The 16,893-nt window shown below is 71.6% G+C and carries 18 protein-coding genes and 1 tRNA gene; 5 read left to right on the top strand and 14 right to left on the bottom strand.

Going from position 1 to position 16,893, the window contains the following annotated elements:
* Window positions 1-126: 126 nt before the first annotated feature.
* Window positions 127-837: a HisA/HisF-related TIM barrel protein gene (locus ASC76_RS03335; protein ID WP_056463151.1), complete on the bottom strand. Its 711-nt coding sequence runs from the start codon at window positions 835-837 to the stop codon at window positions 127-129.
* 60 nt (window positions 838-897) lie between these two features.
* Here ASC76_RS03335 and ASC76_RS03330 point away from each other — a divergent pair, with 60 nt between their 5' ends.
* From ASC76_RS03330 to ASC76_RS03320, 3 genes are read left to right on the top strand one after another with little or no spacing between them, the layout of a single operon-like run.
* Window positions 898-1,845, top strand: a complete 948-nt coding sequence (locus ASC76_RS03330; protein ID WP_056462300.1) for an ATP-grasp domain-containing protein — start codon at window positions 898-900, stop codon at window positions 1,843-1,845.
* A complete protein-coding gene (locus tag ASC76_RS03325; RefSeq protein WP_056462296.1) occupies window positions 1,832-2,947 on the top strand; it encodes a hydantoinase/oxoprolinase family protein in 1,116 nt (371 codons plus the stop codon). Before ASC76_RS03330 ends, ASC76_RS03325 begins: the two co-directional genes overlap by 14 nt.
* Window positions 2,947-3,546: an aspartate kinase gene (locus tag ASC76_RS03320; RefSeq protein ID WP_056462292.1), complete on the top strand. Its 600-nt coding sequence runs from the start codon at window positions 2,947-2,949 to the stop codon at window positions 3,544-3,546. The genes ASC76_RS03325 and ASC76_RS03320 overlap by 1 nt, the downstream gene beginning before the upstream one ends.
* On the opposite strand, the gene ASC76_RS03315 is transcribed toward ASC76_RS03320, so the two are convergent.
* The 5 genes from ASC76_RS03315 to ASC76_RS03295 are packed head-to-tail and all read right to left on the bottom strand — an operon-like array spanning window position 3,531 to window position 8,804.
* A complete protein-coding gene (locus ASC76_RS03315) occupies window positions 3,531-4,220 on the bottom strand; it encodes a (5-formylfuran-3-yl)methyl phosphate synthase (RefSeq protein WP_056462289.1) in 690 nt (229 codons plus the stop codon). The two genes, ASC76_RS03320 and ASC76_RS03315, sit on opposite strands and share 16 nt — an antisense overlap.
* The gene (locus tag ASC76_RS03310) at window positions 4,220-4,801 is read right to left on the bottom strand and encodes a DUF447 domain-containing protein (protein WP_056462286.1); all 582 of its coding nucleotides are present in this window, start codon (window positions 4,799-4,801) and stop codon (window positions 4,220-4,222) included. The genes ASC76_RS03315 and ASC76_RS03310 overlap by 1 nt, the downstream gene beginning before the upstream one ends.
* On the bottom strand, window positions 4,794-6,224 hold the full coding sequence (locus tag ASC76_RS03305) for a DUF6513 domain-containing protein (protein ID WP_056462283.1): 1,431 nt from the start codon (window positions 6,222-6,224) through the stop codon (window positions 4,794-4,796). Before ASC76_RS03305 ends, ASC76_RS03310 begins: the two co-directional genes overlap by 8 nt.
* Window positions 6,203-6,832, bottom strand: a complete 630-nt coding sequence (locus tag ASC76_RS03300) for a flavoprotein (RefSeq protein ID WP_056462280.1) — start codon at window positions 6,830-6,832, stop codon at window positions 6,203-6,205. Before ASC76_RS03300 ends, ASC76_RS03305 begins: the two co-directional genes overlap by 22 nt.
* Entirely contained in the window at window positions 6,765-8,804 is a 2,040-nt protein-coding gene (locus ASC76_RS03295) for a sigma-54-dependent Fis family transcriptional regulator (protein ID WP_056462277.1), read from the bottom strand. Before ASC76_RS03295 ends, ASC76_RS03300 begins: the two co-directional genes overlap by 68 nt.
* A 195-nt stretch (window positions 8,805-8,999) precedes the next feature.
* On the opposite strand from ASC76_RS03295, the gene ASC76_RS03290 reads away from it, so the two are divergent.
* Window positions 9,000-9,491: a dihydroneopterin aldolase gene (locus tag ASC76_RS03290; protein ID WP_371262079.1), complete on the top strand. Its 492-nt coding sequence runs from the start codon at window positions 9,000-9,002 to the stop codon at window positions 9,489-9,491.
* Between the two features lie 59 nt (window positions 9,492-9,550).
* Here the strand turns inward: ASC76_RS03290 and fae are convergent, their stop codons facing one another.
* The 7 genes from fae to ASC76_RS03255 form a co-directional block, all read right to left on the bottom strand.
* Complete coding sequence (gene fae / locus ASC76_RS03285; protein WP_056462270.1) at window positions 9,551-10,063, bottom strand: formaldehyde-activating enzyme; 513 nt, start codon at window positions 10,061-10,063, stop codon at window positions 9,551-9,553.
* A gap of 127 nt (window positions 10,064-10,190) precedes the next feature.
* Entirely contained in the window at window positions 10,191-11,084 is an 894-nt protein-coding gene (locus ASC76_RS03280) for a triphosphoribosyl-dephospho-CoA synthase (RefSeq protein ID WP_056462265.1), read from the bottom strand.
* Window positions 11,081-11,998, bottom strand: a complete 918-nt coding sequence (locus tag ASC76_RS03275; RefSeq protein WP_235580324.1) for a RimK family alpha-L-glutamate ligase — start codon at window positions 11,996-11,998, stop codon at window positions 11,081-11,083. Before ASC76_RS03275 ends, ASC76_RS03280 begins: the two co-directional genes overlap by 4 nt.
* Window positions 11,999-12,028: 30 nt before the next feature.
* On the bottom strand, window positions 12,029-13,033 hold the full coding sequence (gene mch, locus ASC76_RS03270) for a methenyltetrahydromethanopterin cyclohydrolase (protein ID WP_056462259.1): 1,005 nt from the start codon (window positions 13,031-13,033) through the stop codon (window positions 12,029-12,031).
* Window positions 13,030-14,169, bottom strand: coding sequence for an ATP-grasp domain-containing protein (locus ASC76_RS03265; RefSeq protein ID WP_056462254.1), 1,140 nt, complete (start codon window positions 14,167-14,169; stop codon window positions 13,030-13,032). The genes mch and ASC76_RS03265 overlap by 4 nt, the downstream gene beginning before the upstream one ends.
* A gap of 12 nt (window positions 14,170-14,181) precedes the next feature.
* Window positions 14,182-15,108 carry an NAD(P)-dependent methylenetetrahydromethanopterin dehydrogenase gene (locus tag ASC76_RS03260; RefSeq protein ID WP_056462251.1) on the bottom strand — a complete coding sequence of 309 codons (927 nt, stop codon included), beginning with the start codon at window positions 15,106-15,108 and terminating at the stop codon, window positions 14,182-14,184.
* 43 nt (window positions 15,109-15,151) lie between these two features.
* Entirely contained in the window at window positions 15,152-16,162 is a 1,011-nt protein-coding gene (locus ASC76_RS03255; RefSeq protein ID WP_056463149.1) for a beta-ribofuranosylaminobenzene 5'-phosphate synthase family protein, read from the bottom strand.
* Window positions 16,163-16,334: 172 nt separating this feature from the next.
* Here ASC76_RS03255 and ASC76_RS03250 point away from each other — a divergent pair, with 172 nt between their 5' ends.
* Window positions 16,335-16,718: a 4a-hydroxytetrahydrobiopterin dehydratase gene (locus ASC76_RS03250; RefSeq protein ID WP_056462249.1), complete on the top strand. Its 384-nt coding sequence runs from the start codon at window positions 16,335-16,337 to the stop codon at window positions 16,716-16,718.
* Between the two features lie 65 nt (window positions 16,719-16,783).
* Here the strand turns inward: ASC76_RS03250 and ASC76_RS03245 are convergent.
* Window positions 16,784-16,860: transfer RNA gene (locus tag ASC76_RS03245), tRNA-Arg, on the bottom strand.
* Window positions 16,861-16,893 lie beyond the last annotated feature (33 nt).

Raw genomic sequence — 16,893 nt, 5'->3', positions numbered from 1 at the left:
GGTCGGTGGCCACATCTGGAACACAGTGTGGCGGTTTTGGCCGGTCCGGCCCCCGGCCTCGGCCTGGCCGGGATGGCACGATTCGTGATGCGGCAAGGCCATGGCAGGGACAATTCCGAGCAGCGGTCAGGGGCTTGCCTGGCGCGGCAGTTGCAGATCGTGCAGGGCGCTGGCGACCAGCCACGCGCCGGCACCGGCGGCCTCGGCGTGGGCCAGGTCGGCGGGGCTGCGCACGCCGCCGGCACCCACCAGCGTCGTTCCGGGGGACAGCCGCCGCAGCGTGGTCATCGTTTCCAGGTCGGGCCCGGCGCCGGAACCGACGCGCTCCAGCGTCATCACGATCACGCGCTGCGGCCACAGCGCCGGCGTGTCCCAGCAGCCGGCCGGGTCGAGGCGCCGGCCGTCGCGCCGGTCCAGCGACAACACCGCGCCCTGCGGACCGAAGCGCCGGTGGCAGTCCTCGAGCGCAGCGCGCGAGGCGAGCGATTCGCTGGCGATCACCGGCACGATCCGGTCGGCGTGCGGCGCCAGCTCGGCGCGCAGCGCGAGGGCTGCGTCGGCGTTCGCGAAGGCGGCGTCGACCCAGAGCTCGACCCCGCCCAACGCCTCCAGCAAGGCGCGCAGCACCGCCATTTGCGGGGCGCCGCCCATCAGCGCGTCGAGGTCGGCCACGTACAGTCGGGTCGCCGCGCAATGGTCGGCGAGGATGCGGGCCACCGTCACCGGATCGCTGCTCGCGCACAGGGCCGATTCGATCGGCCGGTAGGCCTGCCGGTCGCCTCGCACGCCACGCACCACCTGGCCTTTCAACAGATCGATCACCGGAATCAGGGTCATGCTGCTTGCATCGTCGTTCACGTCGTCATCGCTGCCGCGCTGGCTGCTCAAGGACCCGACATGATGCGCGCATTCGTCTACGAATCGCTGAGCGCCGGCGCTGTCGCGGACGCGCCGGACGAGTTGCGCGCCGCCGGCTGCGCGATGCGCGATGCGGTCGCGCAGGACCTGCTGCGCACCGGCACCGTGGCGGTCTCGGTCGCGACCGCGCCGCACACGCCGGTGCCGGCCGGCGCGCGCGCACTCGTCGTTCCGCCCGATGCGGCCGACACCGAGTTCGTCGCGCAGCAGGCGCGGCTGCACGACGTCGTCTGGGTGATCGCGCCCGAGACCGATGGCGTGCTGGGCCGGCTGCAGCGCGTCGTCGAGGCCGGGCGCTGGGTCGGGTGCGACGCCGCGTCGATCGCCATCGCGTCGAGCAAGCGCGCGACGCTGGCGCACGCGGCCGAGCGCGGCATCGCGACGCCGCGCATGTTCGCGGCGTCGCCGACGACGCGCCGCTGGGTCGTCAAGCCCGACGACGGCGCCGGAGCGCTCGCCACCCGCCTCCACAACACGCATGCCGCCGCACGCGACGATCTGCAGGCGCGGCACGCCCGCGGCGAGGTCGCCGTGCTCGAACCCTGGGTCGCGGGCGAGGCGCTGAGCCTGTCGCTGTTGTGCAGTGCCGAGCGCACGGAACTGCTGTGCGTGAACCGTCAGGCGCTCAGCGTCGATGCGTTCGGAACGGTCGGCTTCGACGGGGTGCAGGTGAACGTGCTCTCCGGCGACGATGCGCGCCTGGCCACGCTGCGCCCCTGGGCACAGACGCTCGTCACCGCGTTCCCGGGCCTGCGCGGCTATGTCGGCGTCGACCTGGTCTGGCATCGCCAGCACGGGCCGGTGCTGATCGAGGTCAACCCGCGCGTGACGATGGCGTATGTCGGCCTGTCGGCGGCGCTCGGCCGCAATCTCGCGGGCGCCGTGCTCGCGGCGCACCGGCAGGAGTTTTCCGATGCCCTCGCCTGATCACCGCCGCGTGGTCGGGTGGGACATCGGCGGCGCGCATGTCAAGGCCTGCCTGCTGCGCGACGGCTGCGTCGTCGACGTCGCGCAGTGGGCCTGCCCGCTGTGGCAGGGCATCGAGCACCTCGAGCGCGTGCTGCAGCTCGCGCGGGCGCGCTGGCCGCAGTTGGCAGAGCCGGCGCACCGCGCCACCGCGATGCACGGCGTGACGATGACCGGCGAGATGACCGACCTGTTCGAGCACCGCGAGGACGGCGTGCAGCGCATCGCCTCGACGCTGGCCGACGCGTTGTCGCCGGGCACGCCCGAGGCGATGCGCTTCTTCGCCGGGGAGTCGCGCTGGTGCGAAGTCGCCGAGGTCGGTACGCACTGGGAGCGCATCGCGTCGGCCAACTGGCGCGCGACGGCGGCGCATGCGGCGCAGCGCCTCCTCGAAGGCGTGCTGATCGACATCGGCAGCACGACCACCGACCTGATCGCCTTCCGCGCCGGCCGCGTGCTCGGTCACAGCCGCACCGATGCGGACCGGCTGGCCAGTGGCGAGCTGGTCTACCACGGCGCGGTGCGCACGCCGCTGTGTTCGCTCGGCCCGCGCGTGGCGTGGCGCGGGGCGGACATGAACGTGATGAACGAGTTCTTCGCGACCACCGCGGACGTGTACCGGCTCACCGGCGAGCTCGACCCGACGCATGACCTGCACCCCCCGGCCGATGGCGCCGCCAAGGACCTGCCGGCCACGCGCCGGCGCCTGGCCCGGATGATCGGCCTGGACGCGCGCGACGCCGCGACGGACGACTGGCTCGCGTTCGCCCGCACCTGGCGCACGCGCCAGGTCGACGAACTCGCCGGTCAGTTGCGGCGCGTCGCGGACGCGCAGCGCCTGTCCGGCTCGACGGTGGTCGTCAGCGCCGGCTGCGGCGATTTCCTGGTCGCCGACATCCTCGAACGCGCCGGCCTGCGGCACGCCCGGCTGCTGCGGTATGGCGACGACATCGCCCCCGTCGAGGCCGGCACACCGTCCGCTCGCACCGCCCTGTCGAACTGGGCCCAGGTGTGCGCGCCCAGCGTCGCGGTCGCGACGCTGCTCGACCGGGGGCAGCGCTGATGTGGGTCGTCAAGCTCGGTGGCAGCCTGACGGCCGATCCGGCGTTGCCCCACTGGCTCGACCTGCTCGCCCAGCTCGGCGGCGGGCGCGTCACGATCGTCTGCGGCGGCGGCGCGCTGGCCGACGAGGTGCGGCGCGCTCAGGCGCTGTGGCAGTTCAACGACCTGGCCGCGCACAACATGGCGGTGCTGGCGATGGCGCAGACCGGCTACCAGCTGCACGCGATGAACCCGACGCTGCAACTGGCAGCGAGCAAGGCCGAGATCGCGAACGTGCTGCACAAGGGCCGCGCGGCGATCTGGCTGCCGTTCGAGCTGCAGCGCGACGCGCCCGATCACCGCACGCACTGGGGCGCCACCTCCGACACGATCGCGCTCGATCTGGCGCGCGAGCTGAACGCGGAGCGCCTGGTGGTCGTCAAATCGTGCGCGATCGATCCGCTGCAGACGCTGGCGGAACTGGGCGCAGCCGGCGTGCTGGACGAGGGCTTCGGCGACCAGGCGCGCGGCGCGGCGTTCCCGATCGAGCTGATCCACAAGGGCGACCTGCCGCGCATGCGCTCGCTGCTGCTCGGCGAAGGGCGTCACCTCGACGCCTGAAGCGCTTGCGCGAGCGTGCGCAGGCGCGCGGGGTCGAGCGCACCGCTGCGGTCGCCGGCGCACACGGCGCTGCGGAAGCCGGCGAAGTCGGGCGCCAGCCGTTGCAAGGCCGCGAGCTGCGGCAGGCGCAGCGCGCCGGCCAGGCCGACCAGCGCGCCGCTGCCGCGCACGCGGGCGACGAAGCATTGGAGCTCATCCGTCGCGATCAGATCGAACAGGCTGCCCGCCCGCTTGTCGGCGGTGTCGACCATCAGCGCGGGAAACTTCAACGCACAGGCCAGGTCGACGTGCGCGTCGTCGAGCCCGCGGTCGGCGATGAAGACCGGCACGACCGCGTGGCCGGTACCGGCCAGCGCATCGAGCACCGCGGGGGCGTACGGGGTGCGCTCGATGCCGACCTTGACGTAGTCGACCCCGCAGGCCGCGACGGCCCCCACGCGCGCCAGGATCGCGGCGCGTTCGGTCATCGGCAGGTCGCCGATCGTCGCGCTGACGAGCAGGCCGCGGTGGCGCGACCGCAGCGTGCGAAGCGCCTCGACGATGGCCGCGATCGTCACGACCGGCAGGCCGCCGAGCGCGCCTTCGCGCGGCTCCTTCAGGTCGATCAAATCGGCACCACCGTGCGCCGCCAGCAGCGCCTCGGGGACATCGCGCACGCTGACGAGCATGCGCATCACGAGGCCCTCCCGCGCGTCGCGGCGCGGTGCGTGGCCACCGCCTCGGTCAGCCAGCCCCAGGCCTCGTGTTCCTCGGGGCCGGCGGTCTTGTCGATCGCAATCTGCAGGTAGGCCATTTCGGCGTCCACCTTCTCGGCCGGCAGCATGTGCAGCCGGCTCACGAGCACCGCGCCCTCGATCACCGCGGCCTGCGCGCGGTTGAAGCCGACGAACGGCGCGTGGCTCGCCTCGAACAGGCGTGCCATGCGCAGCACCGGGCGTTGCGCGTCGTCCTGCAGCTCGGCCAGCGCCAGTTCGACATGGCTGAGCGCGCAGGCCAGCCTCAGGCCCTCGATGCGTTCGGTCGGCTGCATCGGCCACGAGCGGCGGCCAGTCACCGAGCCGGCGAACACGCGCGTGTCGAGCACGATGTTGAGCACCGCATGGCCGCTCGCGACGATGTTGGCGAGCGTGGTCGAGGGCTTGAACGGCATCAGCACCACGTCGGCGCCGCGGTAGCGAACACCCATCGGCGCGACATGCGGCGTGCCGTCTGCGGCGACCGTGCTGACCACCGTCTCGTAGATCACGTCATTCATCGCCGGCGTCCGTGGAAGGTGAAGCGGTGGCGGCGCGCGCCCGGCCGGTCGTGCGGGTCGTTCCGGGTGCGCACCAGGCGGTCAGATCCTGCGCGTCGGTCGCAACGGCGCAGCCCCAGTCGAGCGGCTGGTCCTGCACGTAGCGCTTGCCGAGCCGCCACGCGATCTCGGCGTGGGCCAGCTCGACGCCCATGTAGAACGCATGGCTCGCGTCGTGCTCGAGCTGCAGTTGCGGCCACAGCTCGAATGCACCCTGGCCGGTGCGCAGGCCGTCGCGGTTGTAGACATGCAGCCCCTGCTGCGAGACCTGCACGCGAAAGTTCGGATCGCGCACCTGCGCGGCGACCTGCTCGATCTCCTGCAGCGTGTCGGGGAACGGGTGCTTGGCGTGCACCGTCATCAGCGCGTCGTTCAGGCCCTTGGGCAGCGTCTGGTGGCGCGCCGCGGCATGCATGATGCGGCGCGCCCAGTCGGCCTCGCGGACCGCTCGGCGCGCATGGGCGCTGACCTGCGTGGTCAGCACCGCGGCGACGTTCAGCTCGGCCGCGATGCCGAACAGCAGCGCGTTGATGCCGCTGGTGTCGGCCTCGGTCAGCTCGGTCAGGTTGCCCACGCCCATCATGATCGCCGCCTCGGGGAAGCGCTCGCGCAGGCGGTGGTAGCGCACGATCGAGGCGGTCAGGCCGAACGGGATCGGGTCGAGGATCGAATCGGCGAGGAACGGTCGGCCGCGCCGCTGCATCTGCTCGACCGCCTCGAACAGCGAAGCTTCGTCGGTGGGCACGCGCGGGATCAGCACCGGCACGGCCGCGACTTCATCGGCGACCCACAGCGTGTCGATCGTGAGGCTGAGCAGGTAGTCGGCACCGGCTCGACCGCCGCGCAGCAGCTCGTCGGTGTCGATCGAATCGACACTGACCCTGAACCCTTCGGATTTCAGCGCCTGCACGCTCTCTTCCAGGTGCGCGAACCGCGTCGCGGGCAGACAGCCGAGGTCGATCACGTCGGCACCGTCCGCGGCGAGCGCGCGAGCGCGCGCCACGATCTGCGCGACGCTCAGCTGCGGCGCATCGACGATCTCGGCGAAGATCGCGACCTCGTACTCGGCCAGGTCGATCGGCGCCGCGGCGCGATCGAAGAAGCGCGGCAGGTCCTTCAGCTCCTCGGGCCCGCGTACGACCGGGATGCCGTAATGCCGGGTCAGCGCGTCGAGGTCGCCACGGCAGCGCCCGGGCACGATGAGGCGGTCGGCCTCGATCGGTGTCGGCACGCGGCGCCGGATCATCTCGGCCGTCATCAGCGCGGCGACCTGCAGGCCGATCTCGCGCACCTCCCACGTGAACGGCAACGCCGCGATCCCGCCGAGCACGCGCGCGAGGCTGGCCTGCGCGAGGCGTCCGGTCAGGAAGACGAGGTGGTCCATGCGAGCGACAGTTCCTTCAGGCGCGCATCGAGCGCCGCTTCGAGTTCGGTGGGCGAGGCCACGACGCGGCAGAAATCGATCGTGCGCAGCCGCTCGACATTCTCGAGCTCGATGCGCCGCGGCCGCAGCGTGACCCAGTCGTGCGGCGACTTCGTCACCACCACCGGCTCGGTGTCGCATGCAAACACGATGCCCGGGATGCCGAGCTTGCCGGCCTGCGCGAACATGTTGGTCGGCAGCGAGTCGCTGATACCGAACGCGCACTTCGCCACGGTGTTGCTGGTGGCCGGCGCGACGACGACGGTGTGATACACGTCGTCATACAGCGTGCCCACCGGCACCGCGCTGGCGGTCTTGTCGCGGAAGATCCGGAAATCGGGCCGCAGATCTTCGATCCCGATCTTGTAGATCGGCAGCACCTCTTCGGCCGCGGCCGACAGGAACAGATCAACGTCCGGCAGCCGCGCCGCGAGCGCCAGCGATTCCTCCAGAAAGTGCCCCGAACCGGTGATGCACCAGGCGAAGCGGGAGCGCATCCGCTCACTCGGGGTGGGAGACCTCGATGTGGAGTCGGTGGAGCTTGCGGTAGAGGGTGTTGCGGCTGACATCGAGCGCCTTGGCGACATTGCTGACGTTCCAACGGTGCTGCTCGAGCATCTGCAGCAACACCTGTCGCTCGTTGGCCTGGATCGGGTTGAGTTTGACAGGCGGCGCCGAGTCTTCTTCGGGCGTCGCACCGACCGCGTCGGCGGTGCCTGCGACCGGCGCCGGCGTCTGCTGCAGGCGAGCCGGATGCAGGATCAGTGCCGGCAGGTGCTCACGCGTGATGACCGCGCCATCGGCCAGCGCGGCGGCGCTGCGCAGCACGTGGCGCAGCTGGCGGATGTTGCCCGGCCACGGGTAATCGAGCAGCAGCCGCTCGGCATCGGCGCTCAGGCTGCCGGCGGCACCGGCCTCGGTCTTCAGCACGTCGTGGATCAGCTCGCGCTTGTCGGTGCGCTCGCGCAGCGACGGCAGTTCGAGTTCGATGCCCGCGAGGCGGTAGTACAGGTCCTCGCGGAAGCGCCCTTCGCGCACCAGCGCCGGCAGGTTCTGGTGGCTGCCACTGATCAGCTGGAAGTCGACCGGGTGGGTGTCCTCGGTGCCCAGTGGCGTCACCTGGCGCTCGTCGAGCACGCGCAGCAGGCGGGCCTGCAGGTCGAGCGGCATGTCGGCGATCTCGTCGAGGAACAGCGTGCCGCCGTCGGCCTGCAGGATCTTGCCGCGCCGGCCGGTGCGCTGCGCGCCGGTGAAGGCGCCGGCGCGGTAGCCGAACAGCTCGGATTCGATCAGCGTCTCGGGCAGGCTGGCGCAGTTGACCGCCACGAATGCGCCGTCGGCATGCGGGCTCGCGTCGTGCGTCGCACGGGCGAAGACCTCCTTGCCCGAGCCGGTCTCGCCCCACAGCAGAACCGGCGTCTGGCGTGCGATGACGCGGCGGGCGGTCTCGAGGTGGGCAATCAGCCGCGCGTCCTTGAAGGTCGCGTTGCTGTGCGCCGCCGGGCGCGCGGGCGCCGGCCTTCCGAGCCCCTTCGACACCAGTGCGACGTGCCCCGCACCGGCGCCGCCCGCCATGGCCGCCACCGACATGGGGTGAACCGAGGCTGTCGCGCTCGACGCCGGCCGGCGCGCGACCGCAAAGAAGCGGAGCGCCGCGTTGGCGCGGTACGTGACGACCGGGTGGAACGAGGACGACATGCTCCGCTGCAGCATGTCCTCGAGGGAGGTCTGGAACAGGTCCTCGAGGCGGCGCGAGCGGATCTCGTCCATCGACTGCAGGCCGAGCTGGAACAGCGCGCTGCGGTTCGCCGCGACGATGTAGCCGTCGTCCCCGACCGCGAGCTTGCCCTCGTGCAGCGTGTAGACGAACTCGGGCCGGCTGTGGAAATGCAGCGGGTGCGCGTTGCGGAAGCGCTGGTCGATCAGGCGGTTCTCGATCATGCGCGCGGTCATGCCGAGCAGCACCAGCAGGTGCTGCTGCATCTGGCCGGAGCGGCTCGACACATCGAGCACCGCGGCGATCTCGCCGGACGGGTCGTAGACCGGCACGGCCGAGCAGGTGAGCTGCGAGAACTGCGTGAAGAAGTGGTCCTCGCGGCGGATGGCCACGGGCGCGGCGGCGGCGATGCAGGTGCCCATGCCGTTGGTGCCGGCCTCGGCCTCGCTCCACATGCCGCCGGTGCGCAGGCCGAGCGGCGCGACCTCCGCGGCGAAGGCCGGTGACGAGACCATGTGGATGATGACGCCGTCGGTGTCGGTCAGCACGACCGCCGATTCGGCATCGGCGAGTTGCTGGTACAGCGTCGTCATCTCGTAGCGCGCGCAGTCGATCACATCGGCCTTGCGCTCGCAGCGGTTCTCCAGCGCGGCGCGCTCGATGATCGCCGGCTTGCGCGGCCGATCGGGATGAAGGCGGTATTCGTTGAGGCAACGGCTCCACGAGCGCGTGATCGCCTCGTTGCCTTGCTCATGCACGCCGTTCTGCACCATGACCATGATGCGTTCGGCGTGCCGGTCGGGGTCCTGCACGGGCAATCCCATCGATGTCTCCAAATGTTCCCGGCCTTGAAGGCTCTGAGGTGCGCCAATCTTCATCCAACTGCAGCCCGCGCACAACAGGCGAAACGCTGAGGCCACCCGGGCAGATTGCGACATCCGGTTACTGGCATGCGGCTTGCGTTTCGCCGACGACACCGCAACTTCGCGGTCCACTGAACGCGCTTCGGCGCCACGCGCATGATCGAACGCCACGCCCTTCCCGCCGAGCGGGTTGCTCCACACGCTTCGCCGCCGACGATGGACCTGATCTTCATCGAAGGCTTCACCGGCGAGACCATCATCGGCATCCACGAGTCGGAACTGCATCGTCCGCAGCCGCTCGTGATCGACGTGCACGCCGGCGTCCCGCATGCGCGGGCCTGCGAGACCGATCGCATCCACGACACGATCGACTACGGTGTCGTCGCGGAGCGCCTGCGCCGGCTGCTCGCCGAGCACCGGCTGACGCTGCTCGAGGCCTTCGCCGAGACGATCGCCGACATCCTGATCGGCGAGTTCGGCGCACGCTGGGTGCGCGTCAAGGTCGTCAAGCCGCGCAAGTTCGCCGATGTCGGCGCGGTGGGCGTGCAGATCGAGCGCGTCGCGCCGGAACCTGAACCCAGCCGCCCCGGGCACAGCGCGGCGGTGATCCAACTGCTCGCGAGCGGCATGCTCCCCGGCAAGCGCTGAGCGTTCCGGACGCACGGCTCGTCGCACACGGGCCGCCGGCGGCGGCCCGTCGATTCAACTCACTGGTGAGCGGCGAACGGGTGCGCGGCGCTGCCCTTCTTGGCGACGACCTCGGCCGCCGTCGGCGAGCCGGCAACCGCACGCTGGATCGACTCACGCACGGCCTTGTAGTTGTAGTCCTGGATCTTCTTGTCGTCTTCGGCGAGCCAGTGGATGAACACGCCGACGCAGATGAACAGGTTGTCGGCCTCGTCGGCCGGGATCGTCCCGTCCTCGACCGAATCGGCCACCGCCATCGCGACGCCGCGTTGCGCCGGGCCGAACATCTGGACCGCCTGCTTGGCGCCCTTGATCGTGACCTTGTTGAACATCACGGTCGCCGGCTTGGTCAGCAGGTTGGGCGCGACCACCGCCAGCAGCGAGGTGAAGCCGTCCTTGTTGTTGGTCAAGGCGTTGGCAAAGGCCGACTCTGCGGGGCTGCCGCGCGGCCCGATGATCAGGTCGATGTGCGCCACCTCGTTGCCGTCGCCGACGAGCGACTCGCCAACCATCATGCGATCAATCTTTGCCATGTCCTCTATCTCCTGTTTCAGTTCTTGGGGGGTAGTCGTCGCCACTGGCCAAACCACCAGCGCGGCCTAGTGGGTAACACGATCCGTGCCATCCGCCGGCCGCTGGCGGCGCGGAAAACACGCGGGCTCAGGGGCGCGTGGGGCGCGGGCTCAGCAGGGCCGCGATGAACAGCGTCGCGACCGTCAAATCGGCGCTGGTTCCGGGGTTCAGCCCGGTGTCCTTCAGTTCCGCGTCCCAGGCGGCGAACGTGGCGTCGGCGTCGAGGGGCTCGCCGGCCAGCGCCCGGGCGTGCCACGGCTGCGCCGCGGCCATGACAATGTGTGCCAGCGCGGCGCCGTGTTTCCGAACAATGTGTGAATCGGGCCGGCTCGCCAGAAACCCGAGGTAGATGCGCTGCACAGCCGCGCTCGGCGCAGCGGACGCGGGTGTCGCGGGCGCCGCGTGCGACCCTGCCAGCGCCGTCGCGAGGGCCGGCAGATCGACCTCGAACAGGTCCGCGAAACCGTCCCGGTACTGGCGCGCGATCGAGTCGCGTTCGGCCGCAAGCGCCATCGCGGCGCGCAGGTCGATGCTCGGTGGCGCGTGGACGTCCTGTTCCGCCGCCGATCCCAGGCCACCGGGCCGCGCCTGCGCGATCGCGCGGTAGGCGGCACGCGTGTCGCCGACGTCCAGGTCGCCCAGCACCGCCTCGACCGCGGCGCGCAGCGCCGGCGGATCGGTCGCCCCGGGATGCAACTCGGCCGCCCGCGCGATCGGTGCACACAGCAGCAGGATGCCGAGGTTGGTGTTGCAGCCGACGACGTCCCTCGTGGCCGCCACCGCCGCCTCGACCCGCTCGCCGACACGCGTGCCGCGCCGGAACAGCGGCCCGACCGAGGCGCGCGCGCTGGCGCTGAACATCGCGGCCTCCATGCGGTGGCCGGCCGAGAACCGGCTCACGTTGCCGGGCTTGCGCACCGCGACGTCCAGCTCGCAGGCCGCCAGGTAGCACGCCGCCGGATCGCGCGGCGCGGCGCTCACGCCACCCGCTCCGCGCCCGGCGTCTGCCGGCGGCTCGCGAGCCGCCGATCGAGCAGGTCGTCGACGAGGGCGCGCGCGATGTTGAAGCCGGTCACGCGCTGCAGGCCGCGCCATGCGGCGACCCCGTTGACCTCGAGCACCTGCGCGCCGGCCGGGCTCGGGATCATGTCGACGCCCGCGTAGTCGAGTGCGAGCGCCGCGGCCGCGCGCTCGGCGAGTTCCGCGAGCGACGCGGTCAGCGGGGCCGGCTCGCAGCGCGCGCCTTGCGCGACGTTGTGGATCCAGCCCTCGCTGACCCGGCGCATCGCCGTCACTGCACGGCCGCCGATCACCAGCACGCGCCAGTCGAAGCCCGGCTCGGTGACGGGCGGCACGAAGCGCTGCAGATAGGCCAGCCCGCCGTGCTCGCCGGCGAGTTCCGGCAGCGGCTGCTGCACGCCGTCGATCCGGCCGACGAGCCGCAGCCCCTTGCCTTGCGAGCCGAACAGCGGCTTGAGCACGAGCGCATGCCCGGCCGCGTCCTCGCGCATCACGATGCGGCGTGCCTGCGCGAGCGACTCGGTCGCCCAGGTCGGCGGGGTCGGGATGCCGGCGGCGTGCAGCAACAGGCTGGTCATCGATTTGTCGACGCTGCGCTCGATCGCGCGCGCGTCGTTGTAGACCGGCACGCCCAGCTCGCGCAGCGCATGCAGCACGCCGAGACGCTTGGTCACCTGCTCGAAGCTGCCGCCGGCGATGCCGCGCACCAGCGCCGCGTCGGGCAAGGTGGTGCCGAAGCCGGGAATCGCCAGGCCGTGCGGCGCATGCGCGGTGTCGATGTCGCAGGCGGCCAGGTCGATGCAACGCCCGCTCACGCCGCGCGCACGCAGCGCCGCCTGCAACTGGCGCGTGTGCCAGCCGGTCTCGTCGGTCATGATCGCGACGCGGACCATCGCGCGCCCGGCTCAGGCCTGCTGCAGCCAGAGGCCCTGCAACAGCGGCATGTTCAGCGCGCCGGCGTGCCAGGTGTTGCCGCTGTCGAGGTTGCTGACCCAGACCTCGGCCGGCGCGAACAGCGCGCCATCGATCTTGTAGAAGTCGTACTCGACCTCCTTGAAGATCTCGGCGAACGACCGGCCATAGTCGCGCGAGTTGCGCGAAGGCAGTTGCTGGGCGAGCCGGCGCGCCGCGGCATCGTCGCCGCGCACGCCGAGGTGGACACGGCCGCCGTACAGGATCGCGTCGTTCGTGCGGCCCATCGCGATCACGCCGTCGGGGCTCGGCGCCGGCAACGGCGCGGTCGCGACGCCTTCGACGATGTCACCGAGCGCGAAGCCGAGTTCGTGCGCCTTGTGCAGCGCGACTTCCAGCACCCGCGCGACCACTTGCGTGGTGCCGGCGAGGCTGGTGGTCGGCGTCAGGATCAGCGTCAGCCCGGCCGGCTCGAGGCCGCAGTCGCGCAGCAGCTTGTCGACGACGACCTTCGGCGGCACGCGATCGACCTCGAGCACCAGCACTCCGGCCGCCGCCTGGTCGCGGTAGCCCAGTTCACCGAACAGGGCCTCCTTGGCGGCGAGCGCCCGCGCCGGGCCGGAGCCGAGCGAGAAGAACTTCTTGCCGCCCGTCTCTTCCTTGCTCGCCGCCAGGCTCCAGCCGGCGTACTGACTGCCGAGGCAGGCGAGCACCGGCTGCGCACTGCGCACCTCGATCCAGGTCGGCCAGCCCTCCAGCCCGTCGCTGCGCACGCCGACACGGCCGAGCCCGCCCATGCAGATCTCGCCGATCAGCAGACCGGCCTCGATGCTGCCGCGCGCGGCGATGCCGGCATCCACGAGGCAGGCGCCGCTCGCGTCGTGCGTGACCGTCAGGGCGAGCGCATCGGCTTCGGCCAGCAGGCGGTCGACGAGCGGGCGCGCCAGCCGGTTGACGCTCAGCGGCGAGCCGGCCAGCGGCGATCGGAAATCGGTCATCGGGAGGTCTCCAGGGTCTTGAGCAGATCGTCGCACGCCTGGGCGAGAAGCGCCCTCACCTGCGCCGCGCCGTGGCCGCTGGCGCTCAGGCTGCACACCGGGTCGCCGGACGCGAACACCGCGCCGGCGGCCGGCAGGTCGTGCGCGTCGGCGCGGCGGGCCAGGGCTTGCGCGGCGTGCGACGAAAGTGTCAGCGGCCGGCGCGCGTAGACGATTTCGGTGCCTGCGACGCCTTGCCGCGAGAAGGCATCGGCGCGCGGCAGTTCGGCGTGCAGGCAGGCGCGCACGTGGGCGTCGAACAGGCCGCGCTGCGCATACAGCGCGAGACTGGCCGGGGGGCGCGGGTTGACTTCGAGCACGCCGAGCGCATCGTCCTCGCCGCGCATGAAATCGAGGCTGCACCAGCCGCGCAGGCCGAACGATCGGGTCAACAGGCGCACGGCCGCGTGGACCTCCCGCGCGAGTGCCGCCGGCACCGCGACCGGCCCGATGCAGCCAGCGTACACGTGCGGCCGCGCGCCCGACGTCCGCACGATCAGCTCGTTCAGCCCGAGCAGCACCGCCTCCGCGCCATCGGCGAGGAAGGTCGCGGACATCGGCACGCCGGCCATCTCGCGCTGGAAGTAGCAGGAGCCGTCAGGCCGGACCGCATCCTCGCTAGCCGCGGCGCGGATGTGCCAGCCGCCGCTGCCGCGAGCGTCCTTCAGCAGCCAGCCGGTACGATCGGCCGGCGGCTCGAAGCTGACCGGCGGATGGCCGATCGCGTGCGCGTCCAGCATGTCGAAGAACGCGCGCGGATCACGGACGCGCCGCACCGCGGCAGGCGACGTGCCGATCAGCGGCAGCAGGTTCGCGCCCGCCTCCAGCACGTCGGGCAGGCCTTCGAGACCGCTGCCGGGGACCCAGCCAAACACGGCGTCGCCGGCATCACCGCTCGCGAGTTCGCCGAGGACATCGAGCACGCGCGCCCCGTCCAGCTGCAGCCCGCTCGCGGCGCCGATCTGGAACCAGCGCTGCGACGCGCGGCGCGTGTCGAGGTCGCCGAACAGATCGAGCGCGACGACGCGGTGGCCATCGAGCGCGGCGGCCTCCGCCAGCAGGCGCGCGGACATGGCCGCGACGGCCAGCACGCTCATCGCAACGCGTGCTCAGCCGACGGGCTTGGCCGCCTGCTCGGCCAGGTACGCGCGGGCTGCGGCAAACGCCTCGTGGAAGCTCAGCACCAGCGCCTTCTCGGCCCCGACCATGCTCAGCAGCAGGCGATGCTGGGTCTGGTACTTGACGTTGCCGATCGCGAGCGCACCGATGCCGACCGCGCCGGCCGCCGCGCCGGCGAGCGGCTCGGCGTCGTCCATCACGCCGACGCCGGCGATGCCCTCCGGCGGCACCGCGTTCACGTCGGCGGCCACCTTCAGCTGTCTTGCGATGGCCAGGTCGCCGGCCGACACCACCTGCACGCCGGCCGCCGCACAGGCGAGCACGACACCGGTCTGCGCGAGCGCGTCGCGCAGTTCGGCCGAGCTGGCACCCGAGGTGCCGTGCAGTTCGACGCCGAAGCGCGCGCCGGTGTCCGCCGCCGCCTTTTGCGCCGCGGCCAGGCCGCTGTGGCTGGCGATGCGCACGTTCGCGCCGGCCTGCGCCGCCAGCACCGCGGCGATGCGGCCGACCGGGCCGGTCCCGCCGACCACCAGCACCTGCTGCCCGCTCAGCGCGGCCGCGTGGTGACGCTGCAGCGCCGCCTCGACACACGCGACCATCGCCGCGGCGGTCGTGTAGGCGCCGCTCGGATCGGCCATCAGCGAGACGACGAAGGGCTTGAACATCGCGGCCTTCGCGCGTTCGAGCATGTCGGCCGCCAGCAGCGCATCGCGCCCGCCGACGAAGATGCCGGTGCGTGCGACGCCCTTCGGGCCCCGCGAGAAGATCGCGTCCTGCGTCAGCGCGGTGACCTGGTCGAGGCCGACATCGGTGTACGGCGTGATGACCTGGTAGCCGGCGTCGGCCGCCATGTTGACGTCGAAGGGACTCGCCTGGTGCCCCGGCGTGAGCAGATGGAGGATGTACGGACGTTCCATGGCGTGTCGGGTGGGGACCGTGAATGAGGAGTATCGGCGGCGCTCAGCGCACCCGCCGCATCGCGCGGCGATCGATGACCTGCGCGCCGTGGTTGCGGGGCGCGACGATGCGCAGCGCGAGGCCCGGTTCGACCAGGCCCGCCGCGCGCACGGTGCGCTCGAGCGCCTCGGCACGCGCCTGCGACTCGACGATCGCGAAGCCGGTCGGGCCCCAGGAACTCTGGCCGATCGCGGCCTCGTGGCCACTGGCGCCGATCCAGTCCATCAGGCGGCCGACCGCGCCGCTGGTGTAAGCGCGGCCGTTCTGAACCGGCGCGAAGTACGCGCCGAGCAACTGCTGGATGTGCGTGATGCCGCGCGCGAAGATGCCGAACTCCGCGCTCGCGGCACCCGGCAGCACGCGCATCAGCACCTCGTGGCAGATCTCCGCCGAGCGCGCGGCGGGCATGGCGCCGAGCGCCGCCATCGCGCCCTTCTCGTCGTTGCCAGCGAGGCCCTGCTTCCGCTCGTCCTGCACGACGAGGATGCGCCACTCCTCGGGCAACGCGATGCGCGAGAGCAGCGGCGCCGGGCGCCCATCGGCCGCCGGGCCGCCGTCGACGATCAGCCCGCCGAGGTCGAAGCCGTGGATGCCGATGCCGGAGCGCTGACCGCGCCCGAGCCAGTGCGCCAGCGTGGGCGTGCCCACGTCCAGACGGTGCCACTGCGCGAACGCGCGCGCGATCGTCAATGCCAACTGCGTGCCGGAGCCGAAGCCGCCGTGCGCCGGCAGCACGCGCAGCAGCCGCAGGTGCAGCGTGTCGAGACGGCCGCTATGCTCGCGCAAGGTCCGCAGGTAGGCGCTCGCACGCTCCATCTGCGCGTCGCCTTCCGGCGTGTCGGCCGTCACGCGATCGACCACTGCGGCACCGAGCTCGACCTCGGTCTCGAAGCCCTCGATGACCAGCCCGACGCTGCCGAAGCGGCGCCCGAGCGAGGCCGACGGGTCGAGGAAACCGAGGTGCAGGCGTGCCGGCGCCCGCAGCGTGACGGTGTCGTGGCGTTCGGTGTCCATCCGCAGCGGATTGTGGGTGGCGACAAGGCCCATGGTGGTGGCGCACCGCCCGGAAGATGGCGAATGCTGCGGGTCGAGGGAGCAAGCTCTGTTCCCGCAGGGAAATCGCCATTCCCCTGCAGAACTGTATCGCCCGGAGGACACTGTGTCATCGAAACACCCGGAGACGCCCATGACCACCTGGCGCAAGCAGACGAAGGACGCGGTCTACACCGTCGACGAGATCAACGCGAGGCTGGCGGACGAATTGCCGAACTGGCACTACGAAGACGGCTGGATCCGCCGCAAGTTCAAGACGAGCGGCTGGAAGTCGACGCTGATGGTCGTGAACACCGTCGGCCATCTGGCCGAAGCCGCCTGGCATCACCCCGATCTGACGGTGTCGTACGCCTTCGTGACGGTCAAGCTGATGAACCACGCCGCCAAGGGCGTGACCGACAAGGACTTCGAGCTCGCGGCCCGGATCGAGGACGTGGTGATGTGGCGGCCCGGCGCCGACTCGGCGCTCGAGGGCACGCCGGACGACCCGCGGTTCAAGTACCTGAAGTACGAGTGATCGCCCCAAAGAAAAACAGCCTGGAAACCGAGGTTTCCAGGCTGTCGTTCTAGAACGAATTGTTCTGGTGCGGCTGGCAGGAATCGAACCCACGACCCCTTGGTTCGTAGCCAAGTACTCTATCCAGCTGAGCTACAGCCGCGCAGCCACGCAGTATAGCAGTTTTGGCGAGGCG

Source organism: Rhizobacter sp. Root404, assembly GCF_001425865.1.
Lineage (GTDB): Bacteria > Pseudomonadota > Gammaproteobacteria > Burkholderiales > Burkholderiaceae_C > LMDS01.
Note: the sequence above shows the minus strand (reverse complement) of the source record. Positions and strands in the feature narration are given on the sequence as shown.

Coding starts and splice junctions, on each gene's coding strand:
- ASC76_RS03335 (WP_056463151.1), bottom strand. CDS start 837: ATGACCCTGATTCCGGTGATCGATCTGTTGAAAGGCCAGGTGGTGCGT.
- ASC76_RS03330 (WP_056462300.1), top strand. CDS start 898: ATGATGCGCGCATTCGTCTACGAATCGCTGAGCGCCGGCGCTGTCGCG.
- ASC76_RS03325 (WP_056462296.1), top strand. CDS start 1,832: ATGCCCTCGCCTGATCACCGCCGCGTGGTCGGGTGGGACATCGGCGGC.
- ASC76_RS03320 (WP_056462292.1), top strand. CDS start 2,947: ATGTGGGTCGTCAAGCTCGGTGGCAGCCTGACGGCCGATCCGGCGTTG.
- ASC76_RS03315 (WP_056462289.1), bottom strand. CDS start 4,220: ATGCGCATGCTCGTCAGCGTGCGCGATGTCCCCGAGGCGCTGCTGGCG.
- ASC76_RS03310 (WP_056462286.1), bottom strand. CDS start 4,801: ATGAATGACGTGATCTACGAGACGGTGGTCAGCACGGTCGCCGCAGAC.
- ASC76_RS03305 (WP_056462283.1), bottom strand. CDS start 6,224: ATGGACCACCTCGTCTTCCTGACCGGACGCCTCGCGCAGGCCAGCCTC.
- ASC76_RS03300 (WP_056462280.1), bottom strand. CDS start 6,832: ATGTCAGCCGCAACACCCTCTACCGCAAGCTCCACCGACTCCACATCG.
- ASC76_RS03295 (WP_056462277.1), bottom strand. CDS start 8,804: ATGGGATTGCCCGTGCAGGACCCCGACCGGCACGCCGAACGCATCATG.
- ASC76_RS03290 (WP_371262079.1), top strand. CDS start 9,000: ATGATCGAACGCCACGCCCTTCCCGCCGAGCGGGTTGCTCCACACGCT.
- fae (WP_056462270.1), bottom strand. CDS start 10,063: ATGGCAAAGATTGATCGCATGATGGTTGGCGAGTCGCTCGTCGGCGAC.
- ASC76_RS03275 (WP_235580324.1), bottom strand. CDS start 11,998: ATGACCGACGAGACCGGCTGGCACACGCGCCAGTTGCAGGCGGCGCTG.
- mch (WP_056462259.1), bottom strand. CDS start 13,033: ATGACCGATTTCCGATCGCCGCTGGCCGGCTCGCCGCTGAGCGTCAAC.
- ASC76_RS03265 (WP_056462254.1), bottom strand. CDS start 14,169: ATGAGCGTGCTGGCCGTCGCGGCCATGTCCGCGCGCCTGCTGGCGGAG.
- ASC76_RS03260 (WP_056462251.1), bottom strand. CDS start 15,108: ATGGAACGTCCGTACATCCTCCATCTGCTCACGCCGGGGCACCAGGCG.
- ASC76_RS03255 (WP_056463149.1), bottom strand. CDS start 16,162: ATGGACACCGAACGCCACGACACCGTCACGCTGCGGGCGCCGGCACGC.
- ASC76_RS03250 (WP_056462249.1), top strand. CDS start 16,335: ATGACCACCTGGCGCAAGCAGACGAAGGACGCGGTCTACACCGTCGAC.